The organism is Rhodocyclus gracilis, from assembly GCF_009617575.1.
Lineage (GTDB): Bacteria > Pseudomonadota > Gammaproteobacteria > Burkholderiales > Rhodocyclaceae > Rhodocyclus > Rhodocyclus gracilis.
Window position 1 is genome coordinate 265,784 of the sequence record NZ_WIXJ01000002.1, and the last position, 13,222, is coordinate 279,005.

The following is a 13,222-nucleotide window of genomic DNA, read 5'->3' on the forward strand; positions in this document are numbered from 1 at the left end:
ACACGACCGCCACGCGCTCCCCCTGTCCGCCCGCCACACCCATCAGACACTGCTCACCCGCCCCCATGAATAAACTCACTCACTGGATGGCCGCCGTACTTGCCCTGTCCAGCCTCGCCGCCCTCGCCGCTCACGCCGCCGAGACCTTCGCGCCCGACGACTGGAAGCACAGACAGACGATCAGCATCGATACGAGCGCCGATGGCGTCGAGCTGAAACAAGGCGCCAGTCTGGTACCGCTGGCCTTGCGTCTGCACAGCGGCAACTTCGCTTTTGCCGAGGCGCGCGCCGACGGCAGCGATCTGCGCGTCACGGCCGCCGATGGCAAGACGCCGCTACGCTTTCACCTCGAAAAGTACGACGCCACCAATGAGCTCGCCGTGCTCTGGGTGCAGCAGCCGAAACTCACGCCGTCGGCCAAAACGGACGCCCTTCAGCTCTTCTGGGGCAACGACAAGGCCGCGCCCGGCAGCGACGCCAAAGGCAGCTACGACGCGGCGCAAACGCTGGTCCTGCACTTCTCTGACAACGGCCCGCTACGCGACGCCACCGGCAACGCCAACCATCCGCGCGACGTGCAGCCCGCAACCGTTGCCGGCCCGCTTGGCGGAGCGATCCGCCTCGATGGCAGTGCGCCGCTCATCGTCCCGGCGGCGCCCTCGCTGCGCCTGATCGCCGCCAACGGCTTCAGCTTCAGCGCCTGGATCAAGCCCGGCGACGTGCAATCCGGCGAGCTTTTCCATCAGGGCACGGGCAGCCAGAGCCTCGCCATCGCTCTGGCTGGCGGCAAGCTCACCGTCACCTTCAACGGCAAGACGATCAGTTCAAGCGCGAACATCGCGCCGGGCCTCTGGCAACACGTCGCTGTCACGCTCGCCGGCAAGCGCGTGCTGCTGTACGTCAACGGCGCCGAAGCAGGCAGCGGCGAACTCGCCAGCGGCGACCTTGGCGGCGACATCAGCCTCGCCGCCGGTTATCGCGGCGACCTCGACGAACTGACGCTGGCGGCGACGGCGCGCCCGGCGGACTACATCAAGGCACTCTACGGCAGCCAGCAGCCCGACAGCCCGATGCTCGCCCCGGCCGATGACGACGAAGGCGAAAGCGTCTCCTATTTCTCGATCCTGCTTGGCGCGGTGACCGTCGACGGCTGGATCGTGATCGGCATCCTGATGCTGATGGCCGTCATCAGCGTCGCGGTGATGATCGGCAAAACGCGATTCCTCGTTACCACCCAGCGTGCCAACCGCCACTTCCTCGAACGCTTCCGCGCCGAATCCGACGCGCTGCTCGACCCGGATACCGAAGCGGCGCGCGCCATCGCCAATGGCGGCGAAGTCAGCGCCTCGCCGATCTACCGCATCTACGCCACGGGCATTGCCGAAATGCGGCAGCGCTTCGCCGCGCGCGGCCGCGCCGGCGGTCTCAGCGATTCGTCGCTGAACATCATCCGCGCCTCGATTGACGCGGCGATGGTGCGCGAGAGCCAGCGCCTGAACAGCCAGATGGTGCTGCTGACCATCGCCATTTCCGGCGGGCCTTTCCTCGGTCTGCTCGGCACCGTCGTCGGCGTGATGATCACCTTCGCGGCGATTGCCGCCGCCGGCGACGTCAATGTGAACTCGATCGCGCCCGGTATCGCGGCGGCGCTGGTCGCAACGGTCGCCGGTCTGGCCGTCGCCATTCCGGCGCTGTTCGGCTACAACTGGCTGGCGATCCAGATCAAGAACGTCTCGGCCGACACACAGGTGTTCGTCGACGAGTTCCTGACGCGCGCCGCCGAACTGCACTCGCGCTGATCGCCGACCATGCAGATCCAGGAAGAAAACCAGCCCTACGACGACATCAACGTCACGCCGATGCTCGATCTGGCCTACGTGCTGCTGGTCATCTTCATCATCATGACCACCGCCTCGGTGCAGGGGGTGAAGGTCGATCTGCCGAAAGCGCAGGCGTCGACCAGCCTGGCCAAGCCGCAGACCAAGGCGATCACCATCAACCAGACGGGCGACATGTTCCTCGACGCCTACCCGGTGACGATCGACCAGCTCGAACAGCGCATGGCGCAGTACCGCGCCGTCAATCCGCAGCTGTCGGTCGTCATCAAGGGCGACGCGCACGTCCAGTACGCCCGCGTCATGGAAGTGATGGAACTGCTCAAGCGCAACGACATTACCAGCCTCGGGCTGGCCACCACGCACGCCGCGCCCTAGACCATGCAGATCCAGAGCGAAAGCAAACCCTACGACAGCATCAACGTGACGCCGATGCTCGACCTCGCTTACGTGCTGCTGGTCATCTTCATCATCATGACCACCGCCTCGGTGCAGGGCCTGTCGATCGACCTGCCAAAGCCGTCGAACAAGCCGGTGACCGAAAAGCACGATCTGAAGATCATCCAGATCCTGCCCGATGGCTCGCTGCATCTGAACGGCGCCGGCGTCAGCGTCGGCGAACTCGAAATCCAGCTGAAGAGCGCGCTCGCCCGCGACCCGAAGACCGCCGTCGTCCTCAAGGGCGACCCGGCGGTGAATTACGCGCGCGTCGTCGAAGTCCTCGATCTCACCGGGGCGATGGGCATCGGCTCGGTCGGCCTGATCACCGCCCGTATCGGCAACTGAACGCAGATGAGCACGAACGCGCCCCCACGCCGGCATCCGGCGCAGATCGCCCTGCTCGCCGTCGCGGCTGTCCTTGGCATCGGCCTCGCCCTCTGGGGGCTGAAAAGTCTGCTCGGCGGCGGCCATGAACGACCGCGCAAGCCGCCGACGGTAACGCTCATGCCCGACACGCCGCCACCGCCGCCACCGAAAGAGGAAAGGAAGCCGGAGCCGCCGAAGGAAGAGAAGAAAGAGATGCGCAACGAGCCGCCGAAAGAAGCGCCGCCCGCGCAAAACGCGCCGCTGAAGATGGAAGGCGCCGCCGGCGACGGCGGCAGCCCCTTCGCCGCCGGATCGGTCGGCCGCGACTACGTCGGCGGCAGCATCGGCAGCGCCCTGCAAAACGCCTATGCCGGTCGACTGCAACGCCATTTGCAGGAAGAACTCAACCGCAACCGCAAGCTGCGCGAATCGGACTACCGCATCACCGTTCGTCTCTGGCTGCGTCACGACGGCACGGTCGAGCGTGCCGAACTGGCGCAAAGCGCCGGCAACGCGGCGCTCGATCAGCTCCTGCGCGAGACCTTGCTGCAAATCGCACCGATGCGCGAGGCGCCGCCGGACAACATGCCGCAACCGATCCGCATTCGTATCACGGCCCGCGGCGCGGGCTGATCAAACCATTCTTCAAGGGAGAATTTCGTGGAGTTTTTTCGCTCACCGTTGCAGCTTGGCGTTGCCGGCCTGTTCGTTGCCTCGATGTCGCTGGCGCCGGCGGCGAGCCATGCCGCGGACGAACGCGAGTCGCTCGAAACACTGCGCCAGACGACGCTGAACCTGATCGACGCGCTGGTCGAACAGGGAATCTTCAGCCGGGAAAAAGCGGCCGCCATGATCAAGAACGCCGAAGCCAAAGCACAGGCTGCCACCGCCAGCGCCGCCAAGGACAAAACCCGCAGCGGCGCGCCCGTGCGCGTGCAATACGTTCCCGAAACCGTCAAGAACGAGATTCGCGAGCAACTCAAGCAGGAAGTGCTGGCGCAAGCGAGAAGCGAACGCTGGGCCGAGCCGAACGCGATCCCCGCCTGGCTCGACTCGATCAAATGGGAAGGCGACATACGCCTGCGCTACCAGGCGGACAGTTTTGACCGGGACAACACCCCCGCCGCCAGCTACGCCGCGCTCGCCAACACGTATGGCGCCACCCGCGCGGCGGGCTTCACCGGCATGAGTACGGCAAACGCTTCCCCCGTCGCCAACAACAACACCACCGAGAACCGCGAACGCTACCGTCTGCGCGCCCGCCTTGGCATGCTCGCGAAAATCTCCGACGAATGGAGCGCCGGCCTCCGCCTGTCGACCGGCAACACCACTGACCGCGTGTCGACCAACCAGACGCTGGGTCAGGACTGGAACAAATACGCGCTCGTCGTCGACCGCGCCTACGTCAGATACGACCCCGCCGAATGGCTCTCGCTGAGCGGCGGACGCATCCCCAACCCGTTCTTCTCGACCGAACTCGTCTGGTCGGAAAACCTCAACTTCGAAGGTGGCGCGGCCAGCCTCAAAGGCAGCTTCGCCAACAACAGCTTCAAACCCTTCCTCACCGTCGGTTACTTTCCGATCAAGGAAGACAACCCGCCGGCAACGCACGGGCGGGCGATGAGCGGCGCGCAGGCCGGCGCACAGTGGGATCTCAGCAGCAACACGCGGCTGAAGTTCGGCGCCGCGATGTACAGCTTCAACAACTTCGAGGGCCAGAAAGAAAGCAATACCAGCTACCAGAACAGCGCCTCATACGGCCAGTACGAATACGGCGCGAGTCTTCGCCAGAAGGGCAACACCCTTTTCCGTACCAATGCCCCGCTCGACGGCGCCACGTCGACCCTCTGGGGGCTCGCCTCGCGCTTCCGCCCGGTCAACCTCACCGCTTCGCTCGATCTCGCGCATTTCGACCCGGTGCACGTCGTTCTCACTGGCGACTACGTCAAGAACACGGCCTTCGACCGTGGCGAGATCGCCAACCGCACGCAAACGTCGATAAGCGACGGCAAGGACTACGGCTATCTCTACAAGATCACCGTCGGCATGCCCAAGCTGGAAAAGGCGCGCGACTGGCAAGTCGCTTTCTCCTACCGTTACCTCGGCTCGGACGCAGTCGTCGACGCCTTTACCGACTCCGACTTCGGTCTGGGCGGCACCAATCTCAAGGGCTACATGCTCTCCGCGCACTACGGCATCGACCGCAACGCCAATATCGGCCTGCGCTGGTACTCCGCCGAATCCATCGACTCCTTCTCCCTCGTCGCCGGCCAGCGTTTCGCCGTCGACGTCCTGCAGGCAGACCTCAATGTCCAGTTCTGACCGCGCCGCCACGCGTGCCTTCAGCAGCACACGCGCCGCCACCCACCCCCAGGCTTGCCTCGCCCTCGCGCTGCTGCTCGGCGCGCTGGCGGCCCCCGCCGATGCTGCCGACAAGACGCCCGGCAAGGAGCAACTGCGCCGCCTGCAACAGATGCAACACAAGCTCGAACAGGAGAACGCCCAACTGCAACAGGAAAAAGCCGCCGCCGATAGCGAACTTGCCAGCGTGCGCCAAAAAGCCGACGGCGAAACGCGCCGGGCAACGCTCCTGCGCCGCGAGGCCGACGCCCTGAAAAGCGCCAAAGACGCCATCGCCGCTCGACTCAGCGACACCGAAAGCGAACTGCAGCGCACGCAGGAGCAGTTACGCGCCAGCGACACCGAGCGTCGACGCCTCGACGCACTGGCCGCCGAGCAGAAAAAAGCCCTCGCCGACTGCGCAGCCAGAAACGAGGCGCTGCATCAGCAAGGCGTCGATCTCCTCGAGCGCTACGAGAAAAAAAGCTGCCTCGATTCTGCCTTGCAGGGCGAGCCGTTTACCGGGCTGAAACGCGTCGAGATCGAAAACCTCATCGAAGACAACCGTGCGCAACTCGACGAGAAAAAACTGCGCCGCTAGGGCGTTCTGCCTCACCTTCCCCTGCCGCGTCCTTCCCGCTCAACGCGTCGGCGGAACACCAGACGAGCGGCGTCGCCAATGACACTCCTCACGCAGGCCGCGGAGGACGCCCGAGCGGCACTACCGCGCAGCCTCCCCTTCGCCCTCTACATCGCCTTTCTCGCGATACTCCCCTGGCTGCGCGCTGCGCTGCCGGCGGGCTGGGATGGACGTTGGCTGTATGGCGTGCAGATTGGCGCCGTGCTGCTGGCGCTGCTTGCTTTCGCTCCGCGCTTTGGTGAACTGCGCCCCGTCGCCCTGAGCGGGCGCGCAATGGCCACGGCCATCCTCGTTGGCGCGGGCGTTTTTGTCGTCTGGATTCATCTCGACGCGGCATGGGCGACATTTGGCCGCGCCGGCAGCGGTTTTGACCCGCGCACGCCGGCGGGCGATATCGATTGGCCGCTGGCGATGCTGCGCCTCTTCGGCGCCGCTGCGGTCGTGCCGGTGATGGAAGAGCTGTTCTGGCGCTCGTTCATCCTGCGCTGGATCGACGAGGCCGCCTTCCTGCGTCTCGCGCCGGCGGCGATCAGCCTGCGCGCGCTGGTAATCAGCGCCGCCCTCTTCGGCATCGAACATACCCTGTGGTGCGCCGGGATTATGGCCGGCCTCACCTACGGCGCCTTGTACCGGCAAAGCGGAACGCTCTGGTCGCCGATCCTCGCGCACGCGACGACCAATCTCCTGCTCGGCATCTGGGTGCTGGCCACCGGCCGCTGGTGGTTCTGGTAATTCTGGTGAAACGGGGCGCTCAGTGGTCGTCGGGCGGGACGCCACCATCGCGATGCGCTGGCTGAGGATCTTCAGCGACGCCATCCGCCGCCTCCGCTCCCTCGCCGTCCACACCGGTGTCAGTCCCCAGCGCGGGCCAGCGCGGCGTGACGCGAGCGAGGCGCTCGTCAGTATGGGCCGCCGACGCGCCCGCCATTGCAGGGCTTGAGGGCGAAGGCGCCGCAGCCACATTACCAGCGGCCCGCGCCGCAGCGCCGGCGTGGCGCCCATCGCGGCGTCGGCCGGCGATGGCGGGCGCGATGGATTCGCTCGCCACGGCATCCGCCGGCTCGATGTCGGTGAAAAGAAGGGTGCCGTCGCCGTCTTCCACTACATAGAGCGCGGTCGCGCCGAAATACTTGACGGTCGACGCGTGCGACGGCGTCGGCAAGGCCACGCAGCCGAGCCAAAGACAAAGCCCGACCCTGACCCCGAACCCAGGCAGCACGCCACGTGCGCGCAGGCCCGGCGCGGCAGAAAAAAAACTGGCGGCCCGAAGGCCGCCAGCCAGTGCGTCGTGTGACAAGACGCCGCGACCTCAGGCGCCGTGCGACCGACGGCGACGCGCCAGCGCGCCGAGCAGCAGCAAGCCGCCGGAGAGCATGGCCCAGCTTTCGGGCTCCGGCACCGCCGCGACCGTCTGCAAACGCAGGTTGTCGTAATTGACGCCTGCGGGCAGGAAGATCGAGGAGACGTTGTTGAACGTGCCAGTCGTCTTCAGCAGAAGGCCGGGATTGCCGCCTTGCGTGAAGTAGAGCTGGCTGCCGGCGATCTCGTGCCCCGTCGCGTCGAGGAAGGAGAGATAGCTGCCGTTCAGTTGCAGGTTGCCGTAGCCCGAGGTGTCCTGCTGGATCGAGAAGGCGGCGATGTTCACCGGCGCCGCGAAGGTGAGCAGGATCGGCTGGTGGTCGTTGAACAGCACGTTGTTGCCGGAAACGGCGAACGGGCTGCTGATCACCCGCACGTCGCCATAGGTGGCCGTAGCGTCGATCCAGTGGAAAGTGCCGGTGTAGCCGTTGGCGTCGACATCGTCTTCACGATCCGGATTGACGAAGCGGGCCACCGAGCCCCATTGGCCGAGGGCCGAATTGGCCGTGCTGCCGGAGGCGACGTTGTCGAAGCTCAGATTCACATCGATGGCGATGTCAGCCTGCGCCGCCGCACTGGTCGCCGCGAGGGCGGCGGCGAGCACGGCGTTACGCAGGGTAAAGATTTTTTTGCGCATGCGAATACTCCTGGGCAAGTGAAATTACTTGGCGCCGCCGATGGCGATCTGGCCGAGCTTGAAGAAGACGTCGGTGTTGTCAAAGACGCCGGTGAAGAGCGAGGCGCCGCGACCGTAGGCCGACAGCGGAATGTCGGTCGCCGTATGCACGGCCTGCTCGCCGGAAACCTGACCGCTGATCAGGAAGCCGTTGCCAGTGCGCGCCGCTGCGTTAACCGGGTAGGTGTTGAGCGGTGCCGCACCGACGAAGGGCTGCTGCGAATCCTGCGCCGGCTGCGGATAGGCTTGCCAGGTTTCGTAGCGGTCGGCGTTAGCGCCGTAGCCGATCAGCATCTTGCCGGCGATGTCGGTCGTCTGCGGGTAGCCGTCGGCGTTGATCGTGTATTTCGGGAACTTGGCGGCTTCGTAGGTGGCGACGTTGCTCTTCGAGGCGCCCGTGCCCGTGTAGGCACCGATGATCGCCGCGCCGGCGCACTCGTGGTCGGCGGTGACGATGACGAGGGTGTCGGGATTGGCGGTGGCGAAGTCCTTGGCCTTCTGGATGGCGCGATCAAACTCGATCGTTTCGAGAATCCAGCGGTCGCTGTCCATCAGGTGTGCCTGCTTGTCGATCGAGGCGCCTTCGACCATCAGCACGAAGCCGTTGGCGTTGTTCTTGTTCAGCACCTTCAGCGCCTTGTCGGTCATTTCGTCCAGCATCGGCTGATCGGGGAAGCCGTAGTCATTGACCACCGTCGACACGCCACGACGCGCGTTGATCTTGTCGAGCGCGACGTTCATGTTCGAGAAGGTGAAGAGACCGAGCAGCTTGTCGGGAACGCCAGCGGCGTCGAGCGCGCTCTTGTCGGGCGCGTAGGTGTAGCCCGCCGACTGGAAGTCGGCGATCAGGTCACGACCGGCGTCGAGCTTGCCCTTGCTGGCGCCCCAGCCGGCGACGAGGTCGTCGGGCAGCACATAGTCGGTCGAGGTCTTGCGCTGCGAGCCGTTGGTTGCCTGCGGATTGGTCGAATTCGAGGCATTCGGCAGGAACCACTTGCGACCGCCCCCCATGAGAACCGTCAGGCCGGTCAGTTTGCGGTCGTCGAGGAACTGGTCGACGATGCCCGTGCCGTTGCCGCGGTTCGAGGTGTGCACGGCGTTGGCGGCCGGCGTCGCGTCGAAGACATCTGCGGTGGTAACGATGCCAAGCGCAGTGTTGCGGTTGCGGTGCAGGTATTCGGAGAGATATTCGACGCGCGGGTTGTCAAAGGCGTCGGTGGTGTCGTCGGGGAAGACGCCTTCCTGATTGTTCTGCGCCTTGTTGCCGGTGACGTAGTTGGCCATGCCCGGCGCCGAGTCGGTGACGATCGAGTCGAGCGAGGCGGTCATCACCATGCCGGTGTAGGGGAAGGTGTCCATCGCCAGACGGCCCTGCGCCTTGCCCTGCGCGTAGCCCTTGGCCATGATGCGCGCCGCCGTGCGGTGCGCGGCGCCCATGCCGTCGCCGAGCATGATGATGATGTTCTTCGCCGGACGGCCGTTGTTGGCGACGATGCCGACGACTTCGAAGTTGCCGTCGCGCGACACCACCGAGCCATCGCTCTGTGTCGCCACGGCCGTCAGGGTGTGCACGCCGACCGATTGCGTCGAGTAGGCACGCAGCGAGGCGGCCACCGCGTTCGGCACAGTGGCGGTGATCGCCGTCGCCGGCAGCAGGCTTTTGTTGCCGACGACGCCGTTGCCGCTGATCGTGCCGACGCTGACGCCGTCGACCTTGAATTCAACCGAGCTGATCGTCTGTCCGGCGTCGGGGCGAACCGTCGCCTGCAGGTCGAAACGCTGACCGGGGAGGAAGCGTGCCAGCGTCACCGCGTCAGCGGAGAGCGGGTTCGACGGCGGCGTCAGGCGCGAAATCGTCGGCGCGGCGTCGGCGACACCCGCGGCGGCAGCCAGCGCACAGAGCAGCGCGGGCAGGATCTTGCGAGCAAAACAAGGCGTAGGCATGAAGAAATCTCCGGGATTCAAGGTGGGGAAAAGCGTCAGAAAAGAACGAAATGAACGACGGGCAAAACGTGGGGAGCGGGAACGACGTGACTAAGCGGGGCCAGGCAGCACGGATCAAACGCCTCCCCCGCACGGGCGAAAGCGCGCGGAATCATCAGGACTCGCCGCAACGACTGCGTGAGCATCAGCGGGCCACCGCGCGAACGACGGGCCGCGCACGCAGCAGGCGTCTGGAAAGCGGGGCGTCGAGTTGCAGGCGCACGCTGGAGACGCGTCCGTCGGCTTCCTCCTGCGCGCCGACTTCGAGCGTGCCGGTAAGATGCAGGAGTCCGTCGATATACGGCGTGGTTTGCGTGCCGGCTCCCTGGACGTGGACGGTGACGGTCGACGGCGGCAGATCGTCGGAAAGGCTTTCGTCCTCGTCGCCGAGCACAACTGGCAGCGGCGAGAAGAGGAAGCGTCCGGCGGTGGGTTCCTCCTCGCGCACCATGTAGCCGACGAGACGCACCGTCTTGCCATTGAGCGCGAGCAGCCTGGCTGACGGTTCGAGTCCGAGCGGGCCGACCGGCATGGCGAAGAATTCGCCGAACTTGAGGCTGGCAACGCCCGCCTTCAGCGGCGGCAGTTCGCCACGCACCTCGATGGCGGGCAGGCGATGCGGCGTCACCGCCTCACCGTGCGCCAGCGCGACGGTGGGCGTGAGCGAAAGGAGTCCCGCCGTCAGCCACAGCGCCGAGACACCCGCCGGCCACGCCGACAGCGTCCGCCGACGGCGGAGGTCATTGTTTACATGCATTAAATCGTCACTCCGGAAAACCCTGCAACGAGGGCGTGCGGAGCATCTTAGAAGTGACGCATGTCAGACGTATTAACGCCGGCTAGTTCCGGCGGCAGGCGAGGCGATGCCTTGGTCCGGCTGGCCTTAGCCCAAATGGGCGGAGCGCCCTGCCGCGCCCGCCTCAGTGGCGCCGTCGCGCCGAACGCTGGAGCAGTCGCAGCAGCACGACGGCCAGCAAAACCCCGACCAGATCGGCCGCGAGATCGGCGAGGTCGGACTGCCGACCGGGGTGATAGCGCTGCAAGGTCTCGTCCAGCGCGCCGACGGCGAACGCCAGCGCCCCCGCCATCGCCAATCGCCGCCCGCCGAAGCCGCAGGCCAGAAGCCCGGTCAGGCAGGCGAAGGTCGTGGCATGGGCGAGCTTGTCCCATGGCGGCACGAACAGGCCGACCGCCACGGGCGTCGCGCCTAGCCCGAAAAGGCCCGTCACCAGCAGCCCGGCGCCGAGCAGACAGGCCAGCGCAAACGCCGAAACGCCAGCCACCTCGCCCGCCAACTGCCGGCGCAGGAACTCAATAGGCATGCCGGTCCTTGAGAACGACGCTGACCGTCTTGGCGATGATCCACAAATCGAGGCCGAGTGACCAGTTACGCAGGTAATCGAGGTCGTATTCGATGCGCTTTTGCATCTTGTCGACCGTGTCGGTTTCGCCGCGATACCCGCTGACCTGCGCCCAGCCGGTGATGCCCGGCTTGACCTTGTGGCGCACCATGTAGCCCTTGATCAGGCGGCGATACAGCTCGTTGTGCGCCACCGCGTGCGGACGCGGGCCGACGATGCTCATGCGCCCTTGCAGGACATTGATGAACTGCGGCAACTCATCGAGCGATGATTTGCGCAGGAAGGCGCCCAGACGCGTTACCCGCTGATCGTTGCGCGTCGCCTGCACGATGCGCTCGCCGTCCTCGCAGACCGTCATCGAGCGGAATTTGTACACGACGATCTCCTTGCCGTCGGCACCATAGCGCCGCTGCTTGAAGAGCACCGGGCCGGGCGAACTGCGTTTGACGCCAACGGCAATCGCCAGCATCAGCGGCGAGATCAGGACAAGAATCAGCAGCGACAGGACGATGTCGCTCGTTCGCTTGATCGCGCCATCCAGCCCGGTGAACGGCGATTCGCAGACGGCGACGGCGGGGATGCCACGAATGTTCGCCAGCCGTCCCTGAATCAGGTCGGTCACGAAGACATCGGGGACGAAGTAGATCGATGCCGTCGTATCGCGCAGATCGTCGAGGAGCGCCATGATGCGAGGCTGTGTCGCCATTGGCAGGGTGATGTAAATCAGATCGACGCGGTTTTCCTGCACAAAACCCAGCGCCTCGCCGACCTTGCCCAATAAGGTGGCGCCGCCGCCCGCGTCCCCCAGACGCAGGCGGTCGCGGTCGTCGAAAAACCCGAGCACGCGCACGCCGAGAAACGGGTCGTCACGAAACTGGCTGGCCAGTCGCGCGCCGTGATCGGTCTTGCCGATGATCACTGCCGTCCGCTGGTTGCCCTGCATGGCAAGCACCCGCGGCACCAGCGCCCGCGCCGCAAGATGCGCCGCCGACAGCGCCAGCGGTGTCGCCAGCGCCCAGGAGAGCAGCACCTCTGCCGGAAAGACCTTCAGATAACCGCTGGCGTAGCCAAAAAACAGCAGCAGCAGGGCCAGTGCGCACCAGTAGAGGATAACCTCCCGCACCAGCTTGCCGGGGCTATCCTGCAAGCGCGACGCGCCGGGGAAGCTCAGCGAAAAGACGATCAGCGCCAGCACGACGATAGGCGCATCGATGCTTGCCTCGTGGACGAGCGTGCACACCGCCAGCATGGCGACGATGACCAAGGGATCGAGCGTCAACTCGAGCAACGAGGTCAAGCTGAGTTGCGTCTTGAGCAGACGCTGCTGACGATTGAGAACGGCGAGCATGGGAACCGGGGGGGCAGGGGCAAACCGCAGACGAGCGGGCGAACCGCCAAAATACCCGTGCGATGTGGAGTAAATATGACCGGGGACTACGCCCTAGCGTACTCCCTTGTCATCTGCCATTCATATGGCCCACCTAGACTAGGCAGCCGATGACGCCCCCCGCTCCCGATCGCGCGCACTGCCCCCGGGCAAGAGCGCGGCGCCCCACCTGAACGCCGGCCGATGTCGCCCCGACGCGCCTGCGTGGTGATCGCCCTCGGCCTCATCGCCCACACGCATACGGCGACCGCCTACCTCGATCAGCCCTCGCCCGGACTGCTGCGCTACGCCGCCACACGCTTCGGCCCACCGGCGCCACCGCGCATCCTCCACTGGCAGCACGAACGGGCGCCAAGCGACATCGGCAGCCTCGGCCAACTCGCCGCGATCAACGCCAAGGCCAACGCCATCCCGCCGGTGAGCGATCTCGAACACTGGCAGCAGGCGGAATACTGGGCAACGCCGCTCGAATTCGTCGCCAGCAACGGTGGCGACTGCGAAGACTACGCCATCGCCAAATACTTCGCCCTGCGCGACGCCGGAGTGCCCAGCGAACGCCTGCGCATGACCTACGTGCGGGCGCTCAACGGCAGTCGCATCGAAAACCACATGGTCCTCGCCTATTACGCCACCTCCGGCGGCGAACCGCTGATTCTCGACAATCTCAACCCGCGCGTGCTACCCGTCTCCGAGCGCCCCGACCTCATCCCCGTCTTCAGCTTCAACGACGACGACGTACGCCGCGACGGCATCCCCATGGTGCGACGCTGGAAAGACCTGCGCCAGCGCATGCAGAGTGAAGGCGAGCTATGAACCCACCGCGCGAGGCCATCC

The 13,222-nt window shown here is 65.8% G+C and carries 14 protein-coding genes; 8 read left to right on the plus strand and 6 right to left on the minus strand.

Annotated features, from left to right (window positions below):
* Positions 1-65: 65 nt before the first annotated feature.
* The 7 genes from GHK24_RS04340 to GHK24_RS04370 all read left to right on the plus strand — a co-directional run bounded on the left by GHK24_RS04340 (position 66) and on the right by GHK24_RS04370 (position 6,354).
* The gene (locus tag GHK24_RS04340) at positions 66-1,799 is read left to right on the plus strand and encodes a DUF2341 domain-containing protein (RefSeq protein WP_228384534.1); all 1,734 of its coding nucleotides are present in this window, start codon (positions 66-68) and stop codon (positions 1,797-1,799) included.
* Positions 1,800-1,808: 9 nt separating this feature from the next.
* Positions 1,809-2,213: an ExbD/TolR family protein gene (locus GHK24_RS04345; protein WP_153469564.1), complete on the plus strand. Its 405-nt coding sequence runs from the start codon at positions 1,809-1,811 to the stop codon at positions 2,211-2,213.
* Positions 2,214-2,216: 3 nt separating this feature from the next.
* Positions 2,217-2,621 carry an ExbD/TolR family protein gene (locus GHK24_RS04350; protein ID WP_153469567.1) on the plus strand — a complete coding sequence of 135 codons (405 nt, stop codon included), beginning with the start codon at positions 2,217-2,219 and terminating at the stop codon, positions 2,619-2,621.
* A gap of 6 nt (positions 2,622-2,627) precedes the next feature.
* Entirely contained in the window at positions 2,628-3,275 is a 648-nt protein-coding gene (locus tag GHK24_RS04355; protein WP_153469570.1) for an energy transducer TonB, read from the plus strand.
* Positions 3,276-3,302: 27 nt separating this feature from the next.
* Positions 3,303-4,964 carry a putative porin gene (locus GHK24_RS04360; protein WP_340666099.1) on the plus strand — a complete coding sequence of 554 codons (1,662 nt, stop codon included), beginning with the start codon at positions 3,303-3,305 and terminating at the stop codon, positions 4,962-4,964.
* Entirely contained in the window at positions 4,951-5,583 is a 633-nt protein-coding gene (locus GHK24_RS04365) for a hypothetical protein (RefSeq protein WP_153469573.1), read from the plus strand. Before GHK24_RS04360 ends, GHK24_RS04365 begins: the two co-directional genes overlap by 14 nt.
* Before the next feature lie 78 nt (positions 5,584-5,661).
* Positions 5,662-6,354 carry a CAAX prenyl protease-related protein gene (locus GHK24_RS04370; protein WP_153469576.1) on the plus strand — a complete coding sequence of 231 codons (693 nt, stop codon included), beginning with the start codon at positions 5,662-5,664 and terminating at the stop codon, positions 6,352-6,354.
* Between the two features lie 19 nt (positions 6,355-6,373).
* Here GHK24_RS04370 and GHK24_RS04375 read toward each other — a convergent pair whose 3' ends face one another.
* The 6 genes from GHK24_RS04375 to GHK24_RS04400 form a co-directional block, all read right to left on the minus strand.
* Positions 6,374-6,790 carry a hypothetical protein gene (locus GHK24_RS04375; RefSeq protein ID WP_194286373.1) on the minus strand — a complete coding sequence of 139 codons (417 nt, stop codon included), beginning with the start codon at positions 6,788-6,790 and terminating at the stop codon, positions 6,374-6,376.
* A 141-nt stretch (positions 6,791-6,931) separates the two neighbouring features.
* Positions 6,932-7,618 carry a PEP-CTERM sorting domain-containing protein gene (locus tag GHK24_RS04380; RefSeq protein WP_153469582.1) on the minus strand — a complete coding sequence of 229 codons (687 nt, stop codon included), beginning with the start codon at positions 7,616-7,618 and terminating at the stop codon, positions 6,932-6,934.
* 24 nt (positions 7,619-7,642) lie between these two features.
* A complete protein-coding gene (locus GHK24_RS04385) occupies positions 7,643-9,601 on the minus strand; it encodes an alkaline phosphatase (RefSeq protein WP_153469585.1) in 1,959 nt (652 codons plus the stop codon).
* A 184-nt stretch (positions 9,602-9,785) separates the two neighbouring features.
* Entirely contained in the window at positions 9,786-10,397 is a 612-nt protein-coding gene (locus GHK24_RS04390; RefSeq protein ID WP_153469588.1) for a hypothetical protein, read from the minus strand.
* Positions 10,398-10,560: 163 nt separating this feature from the next.
* Positions 10,561-10,962 (minus strand): VanZ family protein, encoded by a 402-nt coding sequence (locus GHK24_RS04395; protein WP_153469591.1) that lies wholly within the window; start codon positions 10,960-10,962, stop codon positions 10,561-10,563.
* On the minus strand, positions 10,952-12,349 hold the full coding sequence (locus GHK24_RS04400) for an undecaprenyl-phosphate glucose phosphotransferase (RefSeq protein ID WP_194286374.1): 1,398 nt from the start codon (positions 12,347-12,349) through the stop codon (positions 10,952-10,954). Before GHK24_RS04400 ends, GHK24_RS04395 begins: the two co-directional genes overlap by 11 nt.
* Positions 12,350-12,571: 222 nt before the next feature.
* On the opposite strand from GHK24_RS04400, the gene GHK24_RS04405 reads away from it, so the two are divergent.
* Positions 12,572-13,201: a transglutaminase-like cysteine peptidase gene (locus GHK24_RS04405; RefSeq protein ID WP_153469594.1), complete on the plus strand. Its 630-nt coding sequence runs from the start codon at positions 12,572-12,574 to the stop codon at positions 13,199-13,201.
* The last annotated feature ends 21 nt before the right edge of the window (positions 13,202-13,222 follow it).

Coding starts and splice junctions, on each gene's coding strand:
- GHK24_RS04365 (WP_153469573.1), top strand. CDS start 4,951: ATGTCCAGTTCTGACCGCGCCGCCACGCGTGCCTTCAGCAGCACACGC.
- GHK24_RS04390 (WP_153469588.1), bottom strand. CDS start 10,397: ATGCATGTAAACAATGACCTCCGCCGTCGGCGGACGCTGTCGGCGTGG.
- GHK24_RS04395 (WP_153469591.1), bottom strand. CDS start 10,962: ATGCCTATTGAGTTCCTGCGCCGGCAGTTGGCGGGCGAGGTGGCTGGC.
- GHK24_RS04400 (WP_194286374.1), bottom strand. CDS start 12,349: ATGCTCGCCGTTCTCAATCGTCAGCAGCGTCTGCTCAAGACGCAACTC.
- GHK24_RS04340 (WP_228384534.1), top strand. CDS start 66: ATGAATAAACTCACTCACTGGATGGCCGCCGTACTTGCCCTGTCCAGC.
- GHK24_RS04405 (WP_153469594.1), top strand. CDS start 12,572: ATGTCGCCCCGACGCGCCTGCGTGGTGATCGCCCTCGGCCTCATCGCC.
- GHK24_RS04350 (WP_153469567.1), top strand. CDS start 2,217: ATGCAGATCCAGAGCGAAAGCAAACCCTACGACAGCATCAACGTGACG.
- GHK24_RS04370 (WP_153469576.1), top strand. CDS start 5,662: ATGACACTCCTCACGCAGGCCGCGGAGGACGCCCGAGCGGCACTACCG.
- GHK24_RS04385 (WP_153469585.1), bottom strand. CDS start 9,601: ATGCCTACGCCTTGTTTTGCTCGCAAGATCCTGCCCGCGCTGCTCTGT.
- GHK24_RS04345 (WP_153469564.1), top strand. CDS start 1,809: ATGCAGATCCAGGAAGAAAACCAGCCCTACGACGACATCAACGTCACG.
- GHK24_RS04355 (WP_153469570.1), top strand. CDS start 2,628: ATGAGCACGAACGCGCCCCCACGCCGGCATCCGGCGCAGATCGCCCTG.
- GHK24_RS04380 (WP_153469582.1), bottom strand. CDS start 7,618: ATGCGCAAAAAAATCTTTACCCTGCGTAACGCCGTGCTCGCCGCCGCC.